Annotated in this window: 21 protein-coding genes; 9 read left to right on the top strand and 12 right to left on the bottom strand. The window is 73.9% G+C overall.

Annotated features, from left to right (window positions below; genetic code table 11):
• Positions 1-2 precede the first annotated feature (2 nt).
• Genes E0H26_RS17720 through E0H26_RS17685 form a run of 8 tightly spaced genes read right to left on the bottom strand, consistent with a single transcriptional unit; the run spans position 3 to position 8519 of the window.
• Positions 3-986, bottom strand: a complete 984-nt coding sequence (locus E0H26_RS17720; RefSeq protein ID WP_131305014.1) for a DNA topoisomerase IB — start codon at positions 984-986, stop codon at positions 3-5.
• On the bottom strand, positions 970-1923 hold the full coding sequence (locus E0H26_RS17715; protein ID WP_131304895.1) for a glycosyltransferase family 9 protein: 954 nt from the start codon (positions 1921-1923) through the stop codon (positions 970-972). The genes E0H26_RS17720 and E0H26_RS17715 overlap by 17 nt, the downstream gene beginning before the upstream one ends.
• A complete protein-coding gene (locus E0H26_RS17710) occupies positions 1920-2612 on the bottom strand; it encodes an SDR family oxidoreductase (RefSeq protein WP_131304893.1) in 693 nt (230 codons plus the stop codon). The genes E0H26_RS17715 and E0H26_RS17710 overlap by 4 nt, the downstream gene beginning before the upstream one ends.
• Positions 2609-4036 (bottom strand): PfkB family carbohydrate kinase, encoded by a 1428-nt coding sequence (locus E0H26_RS17705; protein ID WP_131304891.1) that lies wholly within the window; start codon positions 4034-4036, stop codon positions 2609-2611. The genes E0H26_RS17710 and E0H26_RS17705 overlap by 4 nt, the downstream gene beginning before the upstream one ends.
• A 10-nt stretch (positions 4037-4046) precedes the next feature.
• Positions 4047-4736 (bottom strand): D-sedoheptulose-7-phosphate isomerase, encoded by a 690-nt coding sequence (locus E0H26_RS17700; protein ID WP_131305012.1) that lies wholly within the window; start codon positions 4734-4736, stop codon positions 4047-4049.
• Positions 4733-5950 carry a glycosyltransferase gene (locus tag E0H26_RS17695; RefSeq protein ID WP_131304889.1) on the bottom strand — a complete coding sequence of 406 codons (1218 nt, stop codon included), beginning with the start codon at positions 5948-5950 and terminating at the stop codon, positions 4733-4735. The genes E0H26_RS17700 and E0H26_RS17695 overlap by 4 nt, the downstream gene beginning before the upstream one ends.
• Positions 5941-6912 (bottom strand): glycosyltransferase, encoded by a 972-nt coding sequence (locus E0H26_RS17690; RefSeq protein ID WP_131304887.1) that lies wholly within the window; start codon positions 6910-6912, stop codon positions 5941-5943. Before E0H26_RS17690 ends, E0H26_RS17695 begins: the two co-directional genes overlap by 10 nt.
• Positions 6909-8519, bottom strand: a complete 1611-nt coding sequence (locus E0H26_RS17685) for an HAD-IIIA family hydrolase (RefSeq protein ID WP_206025215.1) — start codon at positions 8517-8519, stop codon at positions 6909-6911. Before E0H26_RS17685 ends, E0H26_RS17690 begins: the two co-directional genes overlap by 4 nt.
• Positions 8520-8736: 217 nt before the next feature.
• Here E0H26_RS17685 and E0H26_RS17680 point away from each other — a divergent pair, with 217 nt between their 5' ends.
• Positions 8737-9183, top strand: a complete 447-nt coding sequence (locus E0H26_RS17680) for an SRPBCC family protein (protein ID WP_131304883.1) — start codon at positions 8737-8739, stop codon at positions 9181-9183.
• A gap of 137 nt (positions 9184-9320) precedes the next feature.
• Positions 9321-10088, top strand: a complete 768-nt coding sequence (locus E0H26_RS17675) for a polyprenol monophosphomannose synthase (protein ID WP_131304881.1) — start codon at positions 9321-9323, stop codon at positions 10086-10088.
• 15 nt (positions 10089-10103) lie between these two features.
• Here the strand turns inward: E0H26_RS17675 and E0H26_RS17670 are convergent, their stop codons facing one another.
• Positions 10104-11717, bottom strand: coding sequence for a phytoene desaturase family protein (locus E0H26_RS17670; RefSeq protein ID WP_131304879.1), 1614 nt, complete (start codon positions 11715-11717; stop codon positions 10104-10106).
• 69 nt (positions 11718-11786) lie between these two features.
• On the opposite strand from E0H26_RS17670, the gene E0H26_RS17665 reads away from it, so the two are divergent.
• Entirely contained in the window at positions 11787-13220 is a 1434-nt protein-coding gene (locus E0H26_RS17665) for an aldehyde dehydrogenase family protein (RefSeq protein WP_131304877.1), read from the top strand.
• Positions 13221-13272: 52 nt separating this feature from the next.
• On the opposite strand, the gene E0H26_RS17660 is transcribed toward E0H26_RS17665, so the two are convergent.
• Complete coding sequence (locus E0H26_RS17660; RefSeq protein ID WP_131304875.1) at positions 13273-13674, bottom strand: ChaB family protein; 402 nt, start codon at positions 13672-13674, stop codon at positions 13273-13275.
• Between the two features lie 147 nt (positions 13675-13821).
• Between E0H26_RS17660 and E0H26_RS17655 the strand changes: the two genes are divergently transcribed.
• From E0H26_RS17655 to E0H26_RS17635, 5 genes are all read left to right on the top strand, one after another.
• Positions 13822-14802, top strand: a complete 981-nt coding sequence (locus E0H26_RS17655; RefSeq protein ID WP_131304873.1) for a YihY/virulence factor BrkB family protein — start codon at positions 13822-13824, stop codon at positions 14800-14802.
• Between the two features lie 46 nt (positions 14803-14848).
• A complete protein-coding gene (locus E0H26_RS17650; protein WP_131304871.1) occupies positions 14849-15265 on the top strand; it encodes a DUF2795 domain-containing protein in 417 nt (138 codons plus the stop codon).
• 49 nt (positions 15266-15314) lie between these two features.
• Entirely contained in the window at positions 15315-15776 is a 462-nt protein-coding gene (locus E0H26_RS17645) for an SRPBCC family protein (RefSeq protein ID WP_131304869.1), read from the top strand.
• A 93-nt stretch (positions 15777-15869) separates the two neighbouring features.
• Complete coding sequence (locus E0H26_RS17640) at positions 15870-16127, top strand: hypothetical protein (RefSeq protein ID WP_131304867.1); 258 nt, start codon at positions 15870-15872, stop codon at positions 16125-16127.
• A gap of 129 nt (positions 16128-16256) precedes the next feature.
• Entirely contained in the window at positions 16257-16469 is a 213-nt protein-coding gene (locus E0H26_RS17635) for a hypothetical protein (RefSeq protein ID WP_131304865.1), read from the top strand.
• Between the two features lies 1 nt (position 16470).
• Here the strand turns inward: E0H26_RS17635 and E0H26_RS17630 are convergent, their stop codons facing one another.
• Entirely contained in the window at positions 16471-16917 is a 447-nt protein-coding gene (locus E0H26_RS17630; RefSeq protein ID WP_131304863.1) for a hypothetical protein, read from the bottom strand.
• Between the two features lie 162 nt (positions 16918-17079).
• Between E0H26_RS17630 and E0H26_RS17625 the strand changes: the two genes are divergently transcribed.
• Positions 17080-17454, top strand: coding sequence for a DUF6401 family natural product biosynthesis protein (locus E0H26_RS17625; protein WP_131304862.1), 375 nt, complete (start codon positions 17080-17082; stop codon positions 17452-17454).
• An 80-nt stretch (positions 17455-17534) separates the two neighbouring features.
• Here the strand turns inward: E0H26_RS17625 and E0H26_RS17620 are convergent, their stop codons facing one another.
• On the bottom strand, positions 17535-18374 hold the full coding sequence (locus E0H26_RS17620) for a mechanosensitive ion channel family protein (protein ID WP_131304860.1): 840 nt from the start codon (positions 18372-18374) through the stop codon (positions 17535-17537).
• Positions 18375-18458: the final 84 nt, after the last annotated feature.

Below are 18458 nucleotides of genomic sequence, written 5' to 3'. Positions count from 1 at the left end.
CGTCAGGCCCGCTCCAGCAGCGTCAGCACCGCCCGCTCGGCCTGGTCACGGGGCATCTCCACGGTCACCGGCGCCAGCACACCGTCGTGGAACAGGTCGACCACCCGCGGATCCACGTACGACGTACGCGCCACCGTCGGGGTGTTGCCCAGCAACTCCGCCACCGCCCGCATCACCCCGGCCACCGCCCGTCGCCGGGCCGTCAGCGATCGGGGCGACCCGAGCGTGGCCAGCTCGGTGGCCGCGCGCACGGTGGCGTGCCAGGTACGGAAGTCCTTCGCGGTCATCTCCCCACCGCTGGCCTCGCGCAGGTAGTCGTTGACCTCGTCGGCGCGCACGTCGCGCCAGTCCCGCCCGTCCCAGTAGCCGAACAGCCGGTCCGCCGAGCGTCGCCGACGACGCAGGTTGGTCAGCACCTGGCACAGCTCGGGGTCGGAGACCAGCCGTACCTGCTCGATGCCGCCCTTGGCGGGAAACTCGAAGACCACGCAGCCCTGTCGGGACCGGGCGTGTTCGGGGCGCAGGGTGGCCACCCCGAACGTCGGGTCGTCCCCGGCGGCGTACTGGTCGCTGCCGACCCGGAAGGTGCCCATGTCCAGCAGTCGGGTCACCGTCGCCAGTACCCGCTCCCGGCGCAACCCCGACCCGGTCAGATCGCGGCCGACCCGCTCGCGCAGCACCGGCAGCCGACGGGCCACCTCCAGCACGTGGTCGAACTTCGCCTGATCCTGCCGCTGCCGCCAGACCGGGTGGTAGAGGTACTGCTTACGGCCGGCGGCGTCGATCCCGGTGGCCTGGATGTGCCCGTTGGGGTACGGCGAGATCCAGACCTCGCGCCAGGCCGGCGGGACGACCAGCGCCCGCAACCGGGCCAGTTCCTCGGGGTCGCGAACCGGATCGCCATCCGGGCCCAGGTACGACCAGCCCTGGCCGCGCCGGCGGCGTCCATACCCCGGCCGGCCCGGATCGCTACGCCGCAACCGCACGGTCCGCACGCACCGCCCGTTCCACCTCGTCGACGGCCGCCAGTACCTCGGCGAGACCGAGCGCGGCCATCGTGGGGTGGCTACCTACCCCGTCCCAGTCCGGCCATTCCCCCGGGCCGGCCCAGAGCACCCGGTGCCGCCGCCGCTCCGGCGGTGGCCCCCAGCGAGTGGGCGGGACCGGGCCGAAGAGCACCACCGAGGGGGTGCGGTAGCCGGTGGCCAGGTGGGCGACGCCGGTGTCCCCGCTGACCACCAGGCGGGCGTCCGCGACCAGCGCCGCCAACCCGGCGACGTCGGTCCGGCCGGCGAACACCACGTCGGCCGGCAAGCCGGCCTCGGCCGCGACCCACTCGACGGTGCCGCGCTCCCGCGCGCTGCCGGTCAACACGACCCGGTGTCCCCGCGCGGTCAGCGTCCGGGCCAGTGCCGCGTACCGCCCGGGCGGCCAGCGCTTGGCCGGCTCCTTGGAGCCCGGATGCAGCACCGTCGCCCCGGTGGGCAGCTTCGCGGGCCCCGGCCGGCGCAGGTCCAGGTCCGTCGGGTCGGCCGCGATGCCGTACGCCGCCAGCAGGCGGCACCAGCGCGTCACCTCGTGCTCGTCGTCGTCCCACGCCGGCCCGTCGAGGTGCCCGGCGGCGGCGTTGGCGAAGGCGATCAACCGGCCGGGGCGGACACTGCCGAGCAACCGGTGCGAGTCCGGTCCCCGACCGTGCAGGTTGACCGCGACCTCGACCGCTGTCCCGGGCCGGGCCAGCCGGTCCAGCCCGGCGGTCGGCAACAGCCGGTCCACCCCGCCGACCAGCTCGACCAGCGGGCCCAGCCAGGCCGGCGCGGCGAGGACCAACTCCCGATCGGGGTACGCCGCCCGCAACGCCCGCAACGCCGGCACCCCGGTGGCCAGGTCACCGACGCCCAGGGCACGCAGGGCCACGATCACGGGTACGAGGTCTCCTGCTCCGCGCAGACGACCAGTTCGCGGACCGCGCAGCCGGCGGGTTGGGACAGCGCGAACATGATCGCGGCAGCGGTGTCCGCCGGCTCGTTGAGGACCGCGTCCGGCCCCGGACGGTACTGCGCGTCCCGGTCGTCGAAGAAGGCGGTACGCATCCCGCCCGGCACCAGCAGGGTCACCCCCACCGTGCCGGCCAACTCGGCGGCGAGCGCCCGGGTGAACCCGACCACGCCGAACTTGGCCGCGCAGTAGGCGGTCGCGTCGCTGACCGCCTTCACCCCGAGCGTCGAGGCCACCGTGACGATGTTGCCCCGGGACGCCTCCAGGAACGGCAACGCCGCCCGGATCACCGCGACGGTCGCCAACAGGTCGACCGCGACGATCCGGTCCCACGTCTCGCCGGGCACGTCGGCCAGCCGTCCGGGCACGTCGATGCCCGCCGCCGTGACCACCGCGTCCAGTCCGCCGACCCGCTCGGCGAGCCGGCGGGTGGCGTCCTCCGCACCCCGGGTGTCGGCGAGGTCGCACTCGATCCACGGCACCCCGTCCGCCGGAGCCTGCCGGTCGAGCACCAGCGGCCGGCCGCCGGACCGGGCCACCGCCGCGACCACCGCCGCACCGAGGCCGCTGGACCCGCCGGTGACCAGCACCGTCCGGGCGGTACCGGCGCTCATGCCAGTGCTCCGGTGGCCCGGCTCGCGGCGATCAGCCGGGTGGTCGAGCGGCCATCCAGATAGGGCACCACCACGGTGTGTCCGCCCCAACGGCGCAGGATCTCCGCCTCGGGCAGCGCCTCCCCGTCGGCACCGCCAGCGGCGTAGTCCCCGCCCTTGACCCAGATGTCCGGCCGCAGCCAGGACAGCGCCGCCGCCGGGGTCGACTCCTCGAAGATCATGACGGCGTCGACACAGCTCAACGCGGCCAGCAGCCGACCCCGGTCGGCCTGCCCGATGACCGGCCGGTCCGGACCCTTCAGGCCACTGACACTGGCGTCGGAGTTGAGGCACACCACCAGGCAGTCACCGAGCTGGCGGGCGGCCTGGAGGGTGGCCAGATGACCGGCGTGCAGCAGGTCGAAACAGCCGCCGGTGGCGACCACCGTGCCACCGGCGGCCCGGACCCGGGCCACCACGGCGGCGGCCGCGGCCACCCCGACCCGGTCGCCGGCACCGGCGGCGTGCACCGGCTGCGGGGCCTGACGCACCGGCGCCGGCAGCGCGGTGGCCACACCCCCGTCCGCCACGTACGCCGACGCCTCGGTCACCGCCTCCCGCACCGCCTCGGAGACCAGCGCCCCGCCGGCCAGGGCGAGGCTGGCGGTGGCGGCGAACCGGTCGCCGGCCCCGCAGGTGTCCCCCTCGGCGGCGACCGGTGCGGGCACCACCAGCGGGGTCGAGCCGGCCTGACTGAGCAGCGCCCCGTCGGCGCCCAACGTCACCGCGACCGCGCCCGCCCGCCACCGCTGTCGCAGCCGCTCGGCACCCTCGGCGGCGGTGGCCAGCCGGGTGGCCCCGGCCGGCGCCTCCACCAGCTCCCGCACCTCCGCCTCGTTCGGCGTCGCCAGGTGCACCCCGGGCACCGCCGCCGGACCGCGTGGGTGCGGATCCCAGACCACCGGGGCCCGGGTGCCGGCCAGCGCCGCCCGCAACGCCGGCTGCCGTGCCACGCCCCGGCCGTAGTCGCTGACCAGCACCACCGACGCCCGGTCGAGCACCCGCAGCACGGCCGCCGCGGGCTCCCCCGGCTCACGGGCACCGCCACCGCGGTCGTGGCGCAGCAGCACCCGCCCGCCGGCCCGCAGTCGGATCTTCTCCGGAGTGGCGCCGGCCAGCCGCAACGGATACACCTGCACCCCGGCGGCGGCCAGCAGCACGCCCAGCCGGGCCGCACCGGCGTCGTCGGCCAGCGCGGTGACCAGGACCACCTCGGCACCCTGCGCCGCGGCGAAGACGGCGGCGAGCCCGGCGCCGCCCGGCCGGTCGACGTGTGCGATCTCGTCGAGCACCGGCACCGGTGAGTCCGGACAGAGCCGGTTGACCACGCCCTCGACGTCACGGTCGAGCAGGGTGTCGCCGAGCACTACCACGGGTCCTGTCACGCTCGCCTCCTTACGCCTCGACCGGCCGTCCGGCACCGCCGTCCAACACCACCTCGACACCGGCCCGTACCGGGCCCGCCGCCGGCACCTCCGGCTCGACGTAGCGTGGCGTCGTGGCCTCCAGGTGGGCCGGCATCGCCTGTTCGACGTACTCGCAGAGCAGGTGGCTGGAGACCAGGTGCAACTCCTGCACGACCTGGCTGTCCGGCGACTCCACGGCGAGCACCTCGTGGCAGGCGTCGGCGAGAGGGTTCGGCGCCGGGCCGGTGAAGGCCCAGCACCGCAGGCCGGCTTCCCGCCCCGCCTGGGCGGCGGCGAGCAGGTTGCCGCTGCCGCCGCTGGTGGAGAGCAACAGCAACACGTCGTCGGGCCGGCCGTGGGCCCGGACCTGCCGGGCGAACACCTCGTCGTAGCCGTAGTCGTTGCCGATCGCGGTCAGCGCCGAGGTCTCGGCGTGCAGGGCGATCGCGGACAGCGGCTGCCGGTCGTCGCGCAGCTTGCCGACCAACTCGGCGGTCAGGTGCTGCGCCTCGGCGGCGCTGCCGCCGTTGCCGGCCACCAGCAGCCGCCCACCGGCGGTGAGCCGCTGCGCCAGCGTCGCGCCCCACCGGGCGAGCAGCGGCTCGCACCGCTGGTACGGCGGCAGCGCCGCGGCCAGGTTCGCCAGGTGCCGCTCGACCAGGTTGGCCGCCGGCATCAGGCCACCACCCGGGTCGGCCGGCGTACGGCGGCCACCTCGGCGTAGACCTCGGCGAGCCGTTCCGCGGTGACCGTCCACGAGTAGTGCCGCCGGACCCGGGCGCGGGCCGCGCCCGCGTACGCGAACCGGCGGATCCGGTCGTCGAGCAGGTCCCGCAGCGCCTCGCCCAACGCCCGGGGATCCCGCGCCGGCACCAGGTCCCCGGTCACCCCGTCGACCACGGTGTCCCGCAGGCCACCGACGGCGGTGGCCACCACGGGCACCCCGCACGCCATCGCCTCCAGCGGGGTCAGGCCGAACGGCTCGTACCAGGGGGCGGCGACCAGGATGTCCGCCGACCGGTACCAGCGGCCCATCTCCTCCCGGGGCACCGCACCCACCAGCCGGACCCGGTCGGCCACCTCGCAGCTGCCGGCCAGGGCGCGCAACCGGCGGGCGTACGGGTCAGCCTCCAGCAACCCGGCCGGTGGCCCACCCACCACCACGCACTCCGCGTCGGGTACGTGCGCCATGGCCCGCACCACGGTCTGGAATCCCTTCCGTTCCACCAGCCGGCCCACGGTGAGGATCCGGGCCCGGCCGGGTTCCCGCTCAGCGGCCGGGCCCAGCGGGGCGAACGTGCCCAGGTTCACCCCGGACGGCACGACGGTCATCGCCGACCGGGGCACCCCCATCCGGACCAGCTCACCGACCTCGTCGCGGCACTGCGCGATGATCCGGTCCACCGACCGGCCGAGCTGGAGTTCGTAGCCGATCCGGCGGGCCGGACTGGTGTCCTGCACACCCTGGTAGCGGCGCTTGACCGTGCCGAGCGCGTGGTACGTCTGCACCACCGGTATCCCGGTCTGCCGGCTGGCCGCGACGGCGGCCAGTCCACTCATCCAGAAGTGCGCGTGGATCACCTCGGGGGCCCAGTCGCCGCCGCGCCAGCGGTCCACCAGCCAGGCGCCGAAGGGTCGCATGTGGGGCAGCAGCGCGTCCTTGGCCACCGGCTCGGCCGGCCCGGCCGGAACGTGCACCACGTCGTAGCCGTCCGGGCTGCGTACGGTCACCGGCAGGTCGACCGCGTCGCGCCGGGTGTAGACCCGCACGTCGTGCCCGGCGGCGGCGAGCGCGGCGGAAAGCTCCGCGACGTGCGTGTTCTGGCCGCCGGCGTCCTCGCCGCCCAGGATGGCGAGCGGGCTGGCGTGCTCCGAGATCATCGCTATCCGCATACTTCCTCCTCCAGCAGCCGGTCCCAGTCGGCGAGGAATCGGTCGAGGCCGTAGCGTTCGCGGGCGGCGACGCGTGCCGCGAGACCCGCCCGGCGGGCCCGCTCCGGCTCGGCGACGAACCGGCCGGCGGCCTCCAGCAGGGTGTCGACCCGGGTGGACAGCGCACCGGCGTCCGGCGGCACCGCCATCACCGCCTCGGTGCTGGCCAGCGCCACCACCGGCATGCCGATGTTCATCGCCTCGATCAGGCTCAGTCCGAGCGAGGTCCACCGGCACAGGTGCAGGTACGCCCGGCGCCGCGCCAGCTCGGCGTGCATCCGGTGCTGCGGTACGTCGTCGTGGCTGGTGACGCGATCGGCGGGCAGCCCGAGATGCTCGGCCAGCCCGGCCACCTTCATGCCGAAGACGTCCAGCGGGGCGATCTCGGCGAACCGGGGCAGCAGGTCGGTGCCGGTGACCCGCCACCGGCGTACCGGCTCGTTGATCACCACGGCCAGCCGGTCCAGCTCGCCGGTGTACTCCACGGCCGGCGGTACGACGCCGTGGTCGACGACGGTGGTCCGGGTCGAACCGGTGTCCCAGAAGAGTTCGTTGAACGCGGTCACGTGGGCGATGAGCAGGTCGTCCCGGTCGGCCATGGGATGACGGCTGTGTGGGACGTCGCCGTCCTTCGGGGTGTTGTGCTCCACGTAGATCGCCGGTACGTCCCGGCCGGGCCGCCGACCGAGCCACTCGGTCGCCAGGTCCAGTTCCTCGGGGCGTTGCAGGATGACCGCGTCCACCTCGGCGGTACGCAACTGCTCGGGGCTCACCTCGGCGGCGCTGTCCGGCCAGGTGTACGTGCGGGCCCGACCCAGGCCGTACGGCCCCCGGTCCGGGGTGGCCGGCACCAGGTAGCGGTGCTTGCCGTGCACGAACGAGGTGGTCCAGGAGCCGTGCACGTGCCAGAGCAGGATGTTCATCGACCGCTCCCGCCGCCGACCGGCACGTCCAGCAACCGCAGCGCGGTGAGGATCGCATCGGGTTCGACCCGGCTCAGGCAGGGGTGTCCGGGTACCGGGCAGCGGGCGGCCCGGGTGTCGCGGCAGGCTGCCGTGGCGTCGCCGAGGCGTACCGTCGGCACCCGCCAGGGCCCCCACTGGCCGAACGGCACGGTGGGGGCGAAGAGACTGACCACCGGCACCCCGTGGGCGGCGGCCAGGTGCGCCGGCCCGGTGTTGCCCACCACCACCGCGCCGGCCGCCGCGACGACCGCGGACAGCTCGGCCAGCCCGGTCCGGCCACCGAGGTCCACGGCGTGGGCGCCGGCGACCCGCGCGGTGAGGTCCCGCTCCTGCGGCCCACCGGTGACCACCACCCGGTGACCGGCGTCGACCAGTTGCCGGGAGATCCGCTCGGCCACCTCCGGCGGGCATCCCCGGGCCTGTGCCGCCGAGCCGGGATGCAGCACCACGTACCCCGGCTCGCCGGCCTCGCGCGGGGGCGGCGATGCCGGCCGCAGTCGCAGCCGCGGCTCGTCGCCGGGCGGCAACGGGTAACCCGCCGCGGCGGCGAGCGACAGGGCCCGCTCGGCTTCCGGAACACCGGCCGGTACCCGGTGCCGCACGTCGAGCAGCGAACCGGGGTAGTCGTCGCTGATCGCGGCGATCCGCGCGACACCCGCCATCCGCAGCAGCAGGGCCAGCGGTAGTGGCGACTGGTGGAAGGAGGTGAAGATGACCGCCTCGTCGGCGGCGACGGCGGCGAGCCGGGCGACCAGCGTGGCCATCTCCGCCGGGTCGACCGGCGCCGGCGTCGGATCGATCCACGGAAGCCGGTGCTCCACCACCTCGTCGACCCCGGGCAACAGGTCGGCGGCGGCCCGGCCGCGCGGGCCGCAGAGCAGCACCACCCGCTCGGCCCCGGCGGCGACCGCCCGGATGCCCGGCCCGCTCACCAGCACGTCGCCCGCCGAATCCGAGCGCACCACCAGCACGGTCCGGCTCCCGTCGGCGCGTACGGTCGGCCGCAGCGCCTCCTGGCGGCGCAGGATCTCCGCGACCGCCGACGACAGGTCGTCGGCCACCCAGGGCGCCGCGGCGATCTCCTCGGCCCGGGTGACCGGCGTCGGCACCAGGATGCCCGCCGCACCAGCCGCCAGCGCCGCGGTGACATCCCGCCCGATGTCACCGATCAGGGCACACCGGGCGGGCACGGTGCCCAGCGCGTCGGCGGCGGCATGCACCAGACCCGGCGCGGGCTTACGGCAGGCGCAGCCGTCGCCGTCGTCGTGCGGGCACACCTGCCAACTGTCGAACGGTCCCAGCAACTCCTCGATCCGGCGGTGCACCCGATCCAGTTGGGCGGCGGTGAACAGGCCCCGGGCCAGCCCGGACTGGTTGGTCACCACGGCGAGTTTCAGGCCGGCGGAGCGCAGCCGGTCCAGCGCCGCGCGGGCGCCCGGCATGGCGCGTACCTTGTCCGGATCACCGTTGTACGGCACGTCCTCGACCAGGGTGCCGTCGCGGTCCAGCAGCACCGCGTCGAACAGCGCAGACCCGGGACCGGCCCGTTGCGCGCCGGCCAGCACCTCGGCTGACCTGCGCTGATCCGGTTCCCCATGGTCCCCTCGCACGGGCGGCGGGTTCCCGGCGCCCCGAGGAGTAAACGTCGATCGCGACGCGGCGGACGGGTGCCGCGCGCCGGGCGACGTCGCGGCGCCGCCCGCGGTGGCCTTACCCGTCGCCCCGGAGAAGCTAACCCGGCGACACCGTTAGCCGGCGCGCCCGCGTGGGTACGGACCACCGGTGGCGATCGTGCAGAGAGTGATCGAGGCCCCGGTCCAGCAGGTGTGGGCGGTCCTCGCGGACGGGTGGACCTACAGCGACTGGGTGGTCGGCACCGCCCACATGCGCAACGTGGACGACGGCTGGCCCGCGATCGGCACCCGGCTGCACCACCGGGCCGGACCCTGGCCGTTCTCCCTGGAGGATTCCTCCCTGGTGCTCGAATGCGAGCCGGAACGCAAGCTCGTGCTGCGGGTGAAGCTCTGGCCGGCCGGGGAGGCGGTCGTGGTGTTCAGCCTCGAACCGGTCGGTGCGGACGCGACCCGGGTGCTGCTCGGCGAGGACTTCGCCGCCGGCCCGCTGCGCTGGGTGCGCAACAAACTCAACGATCTGGTGCTGCATCTGCGCAACGAGGAGACGCTCAACCGGCTCTCCGACATCGCCCGCCGGCAGAAGACCCCGGACTGACCAGCGGTTTCCGCAGCCCCGCCGCCGCAACCCGGGCGGCACGGCGGGCCGGCACCGGGCGGGGGAGCCATTTCACCCCGGAAGGGGCAAGTAGCTACTCTCTGAAGGACCCTGTCCGCAGACCGAGGATGTCCCCCATGATCGAACCCGTCCAGTTACCCTCGCCGTGGCGGGACGTGCGCCTGACTGTCGTGGTGCCGACCTACAACGAGGCCGGCAACCTGCCGACCCTGGTCGAGCGGCTCCTCGCACTGCCACTGCCCGGCCTGAAGGTGCTGGTCGCCGACGACAACTCGCCGGACGGCACCGGTGAGGTCGCGGACAAGCTGGCCATCGAGCACCCCGAGCGGATCGAGGTGGTGCACCGGCCGGGCAAGGAGGGCCTCGGACGGGCCTACGTGGACGGGATCAGCCGCGCCCTCGACGGCGGGGCGGAGTACGTGGCCCAGATGGACGCCGACCTGTCGCACCCGCCGGAGGCGCTGCCCGGCATGCTCGGTGCGCTGCTGTCCACCCAGGCCGGCGTCGTGATCGGGTCGCGGTACGTCCCCGGTGGCGAGCTGGACGAGAACTGGCCGTTGTACCGGCGGGCCCTCAGCGGCTGGGCCAATCTCTACGTGCACACCCTGCTGCGGGTGCGGATCCGGGACCTGACCGCCGGCTTCAAGATCTGGCGGGCCGACGCGTTGCGGGACATCGGGCTGGAGCGGGTCCAGTCCAACGGCTACAGCTTCCAGGTCGAGATGCACTACCTCGCCACGAAGCTCGGGCACACCATCCTTGAGGTGCCGATCCGGTTCGAGGAGCGGCGCGACGGCGACTCGAAGATGACCACCGCCACCAAGATCGAAAGCGCGCTGATGCCGTTCAAGCTGCGTACCCGGCATCGCCACATCGAGCGCTGAGCCACCCGCCGCGGCTCAGCGGTAGATCGCGCGGTGCGCGGCGCGTACCGCGTATCGGTAGACGTCTCCGCGCAGGACGCCGTCGCGGGCCAGGGCAGCCCGGGCGGCGTTCGCGCCCGGCGCGCCGTGCACCCCGCCGCCCGGGTGGGCCGACGAACCGGCCAGGAAGAGCCGGTCGACCGGAGTGTCGGCACGGCCCAGGCCAGGGATCGGACGCAGGAACAGTTGCTGGTACGGCGCGGCGGTGCCGCCGCCCAGGGCCCCGCCGACCAGGCTCGGGTTGGCCTGCTCAAGCTCGGCCGGCCCGGCCACGTGCCGGCCGACGACCAGTTCACGGAAGCCGGGGGCGGCGTCCTCCAGCACCGCCTCCATCCGCTCCACGTGCCCCATCACCTCCTCGGCCCGCCAACTGCGCCGAAACGGCAGATGGGTGTACGACCAGAGGGACTCGGTGCCCGGCGGTGAGTGGCTCGGATCGGCCACCGACATCTGCCCGAGCAGCAGGAACGGGTCGCGGGGCAGTTCGCCGTGGGCCAGTGCGCCGGCGTACCTGGTCAACCCGCCGAGATCCGCGCCGAGGTGCACGGTGCCGGCGGTGGACAGGCGCGGGTTGCGCCACGGCAGTGGGCCGGACAACGCCCAGTCGACCTTCAGCGTCGAGCCGTCCCAACGGAAGTGCTCCAGGTCAGCCACCAGCCGGGGCGGCAGCGCCGCGGCGCCGACCAGGTCCAGGTAGAGCGCGGGCGCGGGCACGTCGGCGAGCACCGCCCGGCGGGCCCGCCACAGCCGTCCCCCGGCCGTGCGGACGCCGACCGCGCGCCCGCGGGCGATCAGCACCCGGTCCACCCGGGCGCCGTAGTGGATCCGGCCACCCCGCTCGGTCAGCCGGGCCACCAGCGCGTCGGTGATCTTCTGCGCCCCGCCGACCGGCACCGGCCAACCGACCTGCTGCCCGAGCATCGCCAGCAGCCAGCCGTACACACCGGAGCCGGCCTCCTCGGGAGACAGGTCGGTGTGCAGGGCGCAGCCGGCCAACAGCGCGGTTCCGCCGGCACCGGCGAACAGTTCCTCACCGAGCCGGCGTACCGGCAGCACCATCCGCCGGGCCAGCCGCAAGGTGCCGCCGACCCGCAACCGGCGCAGCAGGTCCAGCCCACCGCGGACCGGCGGGAACGGTGTGGTGACCACGCCGATCATCGGATCGGCGACCTGCCGCCACTGGTCGTACGCGGTCAGCCACCGCTGGCCGTCACCGCTCGCGAACTCCTCCAGCGAGGCCGCGGTGACCGCCGGATCACGGTTGAGCACGGCCGCCCGCCCGTCGGGAAACAGGTGTGCCAACACGTCCGGGGCCTGCCGCCAGGTCAGCCCGTAGCGCGAGAGGTCCAGTGCGCGCAGCACCGGCGAGACATAGCCGAGCGGGTAGAAGGAGCTGTAGAGATCGCTCAGGTAGCCGGGCGCGGTCACCTCGGCCGAGCGCACCGCCCCGCCGGGCACCTGGGTCGCCTCCAGCACCAGCACGTCCCAGCCGGCGTCGGCGAGAAGGTTCGCGGCAACCAGTCCGTTGTGTCCTGCTCCGACGACGACGGCATCAGCCCGCTCGGAACCGGTGGAACCCGGCGAAATCATCCAGGGACGCTACCCCGCAGGCAACCGGGCGAAACGTTTGCCGGGCCCCGGTCGGGGCATCCAGCGCACATGTACACGGTTGCGCAGCTGATCGGCGGGGTGTGGGGAGCGGGCGGGGACGGCGGCGAACTGGTGGTGTTCGACCCGGCCGACGGCACTCAGGTGACCAGCGCACCGGTAGCCACGGCCGACGAGGTGGGCAAGGCCGTGGCGGCGGCCCGTGGGACGGCCGCCCAGTGGGCGGCTACCGCCCCGACGGAACGCGCGGCGGCGCTGCACCGGGCCGCCGAGGCGGTGGCCGAGGCCGCCGACGAGTTGGCCCAGGCCACCACCGCCGAGATGGGCAAGCCCCTGGCCGACGCCCGCGCCGGGGTCGATGCCGGCATCGCCACCCTGCGGCAGTACGCCGAACTGGCCGCCACCCGAGGTGGCCGTACCCTGCACGGCGATCCCGCTGCCATCGACTTCATGACCCCGGAACCGCGCGGAGTGGTCGCCGTGATCACCCCGTGGAACGATCCGGTGGCCGTCTCCTGCGGACTGCTCGGCGCGGCCCTGGTCACCGGGAACGTGGTGCTGCACAAGCCGAGCGAACGCACCCCGGCCACCGGATGGTTGCTGGCCCGCGCGTTCGACGCCGCGCTGCCCGCCGGGGTGCTGTCGCTGCTCTCCGGCGGCCCGGAGACCGGCGCGGCGCTGGCCGCCGCCGAGGTGGACGTGGTGGCGCACGTCGGCTCCACCGCCGCCGGCCGGGCGATCGCCACGGCCGCGGCCGCCGGTGGCGCCAAGGTACTGCTGGAGAACGGTGGAAGTGACCCGATGATCGTCGACGCCGACGTCGACCCGATCTGGGCGGCCGGCCAGGCTGCCCAGGGTGCGTTCGCCAACGCGGGACAGATCTGCGTGGCGGTGGAACGGATCTACGCGCACCGGGACATCGCCGAGGACTTCGTCGCCGCGCTGGTCGAGCGAGCTGTGGCGCTGCGGATCGGGCCGGGACGCCAGCCGGGCACCGAACTCGGCCCGCTGGTCGACCGGCGCCACCGTGACCAGGTGCACGGGCAGGTCACCGCGGCGGCGGCCGACGGGGCGCGGATCCGCACCGGCGGCACGCTGCCCGACGGCCCCGGCGCCTTCTACCCGGCGACCGTGGTGGACGACTGCCGGCACGACATGACGCTGGTCCGCGAGGAGACCTTCGGGCCGGTCGCGCCGGTGGTGGTGGTCGACTCGTTCAGCGAGGCGCTGCGGTGTGCCGCGGACTCGCCGTACGGGCTGGCCGCCACGGTGTTGACCGGGTCGATGAGCCACGCCCAGCGGGCCTGGCGGGAGTTGCCGGTGGGCACGGTGAAGGTGAACGCGGTCTTCGGTGGTGCCCCGGCCGGTGCCGCCCATCCGCGCCGGGGCAGCGGTCAGGGCTTCGGCTACGGACCGGAGTTGCTCGACGAGTTCACCGCCACGAAGGCCGTACACATCGAGGCGCCCGGCGGCGGGCACTGGTGAGCGCGGACGCGAGGGTCCCGGTCGGAAAGCCGACCGGGACCCTCGCCACGGCTCAGTCGCCGCGCGCCTTGCGGGTCTGCCGGTCGTTGGCCTTCTGGATGGCCTTGACCAGTTCCGGCTTGGTCATGCTCGACCGTCCCCGCACGTCCAGCTTCCGGGCCACCTCCATGAGGTGTTCCTTAAGGGCGTTCGCGTCCACCCCACCGGCGGTGGGTGCCCGGCGGGCCGGACCGCCGCCGGCGGCCTGCTGGTCGCTGGGACCCTTGCGGCCCTTCGGTTCCCAGTGGTCGCCCACCTTCTCGAACTGGTGCTTCACGGCGGCGAAGGCGGTACGGTGCGCCCGCTCCCCCTCGCCGTAGGTCTCCACCGCGGAATCGTGCGTCTTCTCCCAGGTGCGCTGGGCCTTCTCCGGGGAGCGCCGCAGCGTGCTGGGCAGTACCTCGCGCCCGGGCATCTCGTCCTCCTCCGTCTGCGAGCGTTCCGGATGACGTTCCCCCTGGCGCCGGCGGTAAACCGGCCGCCGGTTTGCCGGCGCGCGAGGTGGGGTACCGGCCGGGCCAACCGTGCCGCCGGTGCCGGGTCGCTTCGTGAGGGAGCGGTGATGACGACGACGAACCCCGACGCCCCGTCCGCCGACGCACCGGTGTCGCCGCTGCCCCGCCGGATCCGGCAGTTGCACTGGTCGACCTGGCGGGGTGTGTTGATCCGCAGCGGCCGCAACTACCTGCGGGACAACTGCACGGACTGGGCCGCCGCACTCACCTACTACGGGGTACTCGCACTCTTTCCGTCCACCGTCGTGGTGGTCGCCCTGGTCGGGCTCGTCTCCGACGGCGAACGCACCGTCGACACCGTGCTGGACCTGGCCCGGGGCGTCGGTGCCGGGGCGGTGGTGGGCAACGAGGGCTTCGTCGGCGTGGTGCGGGCGGTGGTGGAGCAGAACAGCTCGGCTGGGGTGCTGCTGAGCTTCGGCCTGCTCGGCGCCCTCTGGTCGGCCTCGAACTTCATCGCGTCGTTCACCCGCGCCTCGAACGCGATCTACGGTGTGGCCGAGGGCCGGCCGGTGTGGCGGTTACGTCCGATGCAGATCGGGCTCGCCGCCCTGTCGCTGGTGCTGCTCGCCACGGTCGCCGCCGGTCTGATCGTCAGCGGCCCGGTCGCGGACGCGGTCGGTGACCTGCTCGGTGCCGGCGGCGCGGCGCGCACGGCGTGGGCGGTGGCCAAGTGGCCGGCCCTGGCGGTGATCGCGATGCTGCTGCTGTCCCTGTTGTTCTGGGCGGCGCCGAACGTGCGTCAACCCCGGTTCCGCTGGCTCACTCCCGGTGGCGCGGTGGCCCTGCTCGTCTGGATGCTCTCCTCCTTCGGCTTCGGCCTGTACGTGGCGAACTTCGGCTCGTACGACGCCACCTACGGCAGCCTCGGCGCGGTCATCGCGTTCCTGGTCTGGCTCTACCTGTCCAACTCGGCGCTGATGCTCGGGGTCCAGATCAACGCCGAACTCCAACGCGGCCGGGTGCTCCAGTCCGGCGCGGGCGACCCCGAGGAGCCGGTGCTGCCACCGAGGTCACCAGCCGGTTCGTGACTGGTTGCCGGGTTTACCACCCGCCCCGCCGGGTAGCGCAGAAGGCATGGATCGCGGCAGCAGCAAGCACGCACCGAGAGTCGACGAGCAGATGAGCCAGGAGGTCAACGGCCTGGTACAGGGCCCGGGGACCGGTGGCTCGCGAGTCGACGAGTTCCGGGTGCCCGAACCCGCGGGCGAGGACCAGCCGGAGGCCACCACCGCTCCGGCCGGGGACCTGCGCAGCGGCACCCCACAGGGAATGACCTCCGAGGACGTCGAGGCGCGTAGCCGGCTCGGGCGCTTCATCACGATGACCGCCCTGCCCGGCGACCGGGAGGCGTTGCTCGCCAACGCGCGGGAGAACGAGGCACCCGACGACGTGCTCGCCGCGTTGGAGCGCCTGCCGGACGGCACCCGGTACCAGACGGTGTCCGAGGTGTGGGCGGCGCTGGGTCACAAGAACGAGACGACGCGCTGGTGAGGCGGGCCGCCCCGGCCCGCCACCCCCGCCGGCGCAGGGAGGGATGCTGATGAGTGGCGTTACCGAACATGTCGACGTGGCCGTCCCGGTGCGGACGGCGTACGACCAGTGGACTCAGTTCGAGGAGTTCCCCCACTTCATGGAGGGCGTGGAGTCCGTACGCCAACTCTCCGACACGATGACCCACTGGACCGTGGAGATCGCCGGAATCAAGCGCGAGTTCGACGCCGAGATCACCGAGCAGTTGCCCGACGAGCGGGTGGCCTGGCGCTCCACCGGCGGCACCCAGCACGCCGGGGTGGTGACCTTCCACCGGCTGGACGAGAACAGCAGCCGGGTCAGCCTGCAACTGGAGTTCGACCCGCACGGCGTGATCGAACAGGCCGGCGACAAGCTGGGCGTGGTCGACCGGCGGGCCAAGGGTGACCTGCAGAGGTTCAAGCAGTTCATCGAGCGGCGCGGGCAGGAGACCGGCGCCTGGCGCGGCAAGGTGGACCGGCCACAGCCCTGATCTCCGATGTCGTCGACGGCCACCGGCAGCGCCGGTGGCCGTCGCGTGTCCGGCCCGTCGTTTGGGGAGATCGGCCCGGGGTACCGCGATGGCATGACGGACGACAGGGTGTGGCGCGACGAGGAACGGCTCCCGCTGGAGGAACTGGACCGGGCGGTCGCCCGTTCCACCCTCGACGGGCAGGCGGACGACGTGACCGCCAACGACGCCGGCGAGGAGGCCGCCTTCGGCCACGGCCCCGAGGCGGCCGACCGGGGCGGCGAGATTCCCGGCACCGGTCGCGAGCCGACCGACCCGGACCGGGCGTACCGCCCCTCCACCACCGGCCGCACCGGCCCGGACAACATGTAGCCGCCGGCCGGCCCCGACAGCGGGTGGCCCGGGCCGGCGGTGGCCGAACGGGTCGGGAATTCGGACAGGTCAGCCAGAATCGGCCGTTCGGCTGACGGCAATGCCCGTGTGGCGCGCAAGACTTTCGGAATGCATCAGGGCTCCGGTTTCCTCACCCCACGTCAGCGCCGCCTGGCCTGGATCGGCTTCCTGCTCGCCGCCATCCAGGCACCCGTCTCCGCCCGACTGGTGGCGGACAGCTCCTGGCTGTTCAGCCTCTGCGTCGCGCTGATGGTGGCCACGGTGATCATCGCGGACGACGCCGCCCGCCGACGTCCCGCCGACGCCCGCTCGTCCGACTGAGTCAGAGCGGGCCGCCGGGACGGGCCTCGTGTCCGGGTCGGCCCCGGGTCCTCCGGCGTTCCTTCATCTCCGCCTCGTAGAGGTGCCGCCGTCCGCCCACCAGCTCCGCACGGGCGGCCCGGTCCAGCTCGCGGAAGAGCGCGTAGTACCCGTCGTCGAAGTCCTCCACGATCTGGAACGTCCACCGGCCGGCGATCACGTTGCGGCCGATGAGTTCGTCGGCGATCCGGTCGGCGATCGCGGGGTGGCCGGCGGTCCGGAACATCCGGGCCGCGTCGTCGAGCATCAGGTCGGCGTGACCGATGAGCTGGTGCAGCGAATAGAGCTGGCCACGGGCACGCTCCACGCACTCCAGGGCCTCACTGAGCTTGCCGAGCGCCGCCACTGTGTCATCGGTCACTCCGGCGGGTCGCTGGTGCCGCTCGTCGGGGCCGTCCGTGGTGTCCATTCGTGCCTCCTTGCGCCAGCCGTACCATCTGCGGCGTCGCCTGCTGCCCGGTCCACACCGACTCGGACCGCTCGGTCAGCAATCGGGCGACCAGCGGTGGATCCGCCCACCAGCCGAGCGGACGAGGCCGCAGCCGGTACGCGTTGGCTAGATTCGTTCCCCATGCGCGTGCCGCCGAACCGGGTCCCCGCCCACACCGCCGTCGACTCGGCGCGAACCACCCTCGTGGCACTCGCCAACGCCGTCGGTCTCGACGGGCTGGCCGCCGCCACCCACCTGCCCGGCCTGCTCGCGGTCGTGGACCAGCACGCCGCCGCGGTCCGTGACAGCCTGCACGGCGACCAACGGCCACTGACCGCCGCGGCGCTCGCCGGTTATGTCGAGGGAGTCTGCGCCGCCGCCAACGAACACGGCTGGCAGCCGCCCACCGATCCGGTGGACTGGTCGGAGGCCGACTGGGTGCTGGTGCGGCTGCTCGGCGTCTGCGCGCTGACCGCCACCCTGGAGACGCCGGCTCCGCAACCGCCCCCGCTGTGAACGCCGCACGGGTGCCCGCCGGCGGCGGACACCCGTGCCTGTGCGCTCCCGTCCTCACGGACGCTGTCCCACTGCCGTCCTCACGGACGGAACTGCTGGGTCTCGTCGCCCGTGCCGGACTGATGGGTCCCCCGGCCACCGGCCATCGCCTGGCTGCGCTCGGCACCGGCCCGGTCGGCCATCTGCCGAGACATGTCACCGCGACCGGCCTCGGCGCCCTGCCGCTGCTCGCGGACGGCCTTCGACTCCTCGGCGAGCCGGTGCAGCCAGCCCTCCCAGCGGTTCTGCATCGGCCGGACGAGACCACCACCGACACCGATGATCAGGATGCCGGCCACGGTGGCGAGCACCGCGATCAGCACCGGCGTGGTCACGGTGGTGGCGATACCCACCTGGTTCAGCGCCGCGATCACACCCAGCGCGATGACGAAGATGGCCGCCAGGTCGGCCAGCACCTTGCCGTACGACAGGCCCCCCAGCGCTCCGCTGACGATGTCCCGTACGGCGTTGGCGATCGCGGCGGCGATCACCACGATGACGATCGCGACGAACGCGCGTGGCAGCCAGGCCACCACACCCGAGATCAGGTTGCTGATCGCGTTGGGGCCCCAGACCCCGAAGGCGAACTGCAGCGTGAACAGCAGGACGGCGTAGTACGCCAACCTCGCCAGGATGTCACTGGCGTCGTACTTCGTCCGTTCCAGTGCCCGCTTGATGCCGCCCCGTTCGACCGCTCGGTCAAACCCCACCCGTTCCAGGGCCGCGTCGACGATTTTCAGTACGGCTCTGGCGATGAGCCATCCGATCACCAGGATCGCGATGAACGCGATGGCCCTAGGTACGAACAGCAGCACCGACCTCCACATGTCGGCCACGGCGGTGCCAATGTTGACCTGCCCGGCCGCAAGGGTTTCCGGCATGATGTCCCTCCTGTCGCATGGTCTGCCCGGCGCGCATACCCCTTCCCTCGGGCGGCACGCCGCGCCGATCGCCTCGTTTTTCTC

It is taken from the genome of Micromonospora zingiberis (assembly GCF_004331455.1).
In the GTDB taxonomy this organism is placed as follows: Bacteria; Actinomycetota; Actinomycetes; order Mycobacteriales; family Micromonosporaceae; genus Micromonospora; species Micromonospora zingiberis.
Note: the sequence above shows the minus strand (reverse complement) of the source record. Positions and strands in the feature narration are given on the sequence as shown.

Coding starts and splice junctions, on each gene's coding strand:
- E0H26_RS17710 (WP_131304893.1), bottom strand. CDS start 2,612: ATGAGCGCCGGTACCGCCCGGACGGTGCTGGTCACCGGCGGGTCCAGC.
- E0H26_RS17695 (WP_131304889.1), bottom strand. CDS start 5,950: ATGCGGATAGCGATGATCTCGGAGCACGCCAGCCCGCTCGCCATCCTG.
- E0H26_RS17690 (WP_131304887.1), bottom strand. CDS start 6,912: ATGAACATCCTGCTCTGGCACGTGCACGGCTCCTGGACCACCTCGTTC.
- E0H26_RS17675 (WP_131304881.1), top strand. CDS start 9,321: ATGATCGAACCCGTCCAGTTACCCTCGCCGTGGCGGGACGTGCGCCTG.
- E0H26_RS17670 (WP_131304879.1), bottom strand. CDS start 11,717: ATGATTTCGCCGGGTTCCACCGGTTCCGAGCGGGCTGATGCCGTCGTC.
- E0H26_RS17665 (WP_131304877.1), top strand. CDS start 11,787: ATGTACACGGTTGCGCAGCTGATCGGCGGGGTGTGGGGAGCGGGCGGG.
- E0H26_RS17660 (WP_131304875.1), bottom strand. CDS start 13,674: ATGCCCGGGCGCGAGGTACTGCCCAGCACGCTGCGGCGCTCCCCGGAG.
- E0H26_RS17655 (WP_131304873.1), top strand. CDS start 13,822: ATGACGACGACGAACCCCGACGCCCCGTCCGCCGACGCACCGGTGTCG.
- E0H26_RS17650 (WP_131304871.1), top strand. CDS start 14,849: ATGGATCGCGGCAGCAGCAAGCACGCACCGAGAGTCGACGAGCAGATG.
- E0H26_RS17645 (WP_131304869.1), top strand. CDS start 15,315: ATGAGTGGCGTTACCGAACATGTCGACGTGGCCGTCCCGGTGCGGACG.
- E0H26_RS17640 (WP_131304867.1), top strand. CDS start 15,870: ATGACGGACGACAGGGTGTGGCGCGACGAGGAACGGCTCCCGCTGGAG.
- E0H26_RS17635 (WP_131304865.1), top strand. CDS start 16,257: ATGCATCAGGGCTCCGGTTTCCTCACCCCACGTCAGCGCCGCCTGGCC.
- E0H26_RS17630 (WP_131304863.1), bottom strand. CDS start 16,917: ATGGACACCACGGACGGCCCCGACGAGCGGCACCAGCGACCCGCCGGA.
- E0H26_RS17625 (WP_131304862.1), top strand. CDS start 17,080: ATGCGCGTGCCGCCGAACCGGGTCCCCGCCCACACCGCCGTCGACTCG.
- E0H26_RS17620 (WP_131304860.1), bottom strand. CDS start 18,374: ATGCCGGAAACCCTTGCGGCCGGGCAGGTCAACATTGGCACCGCCGTG.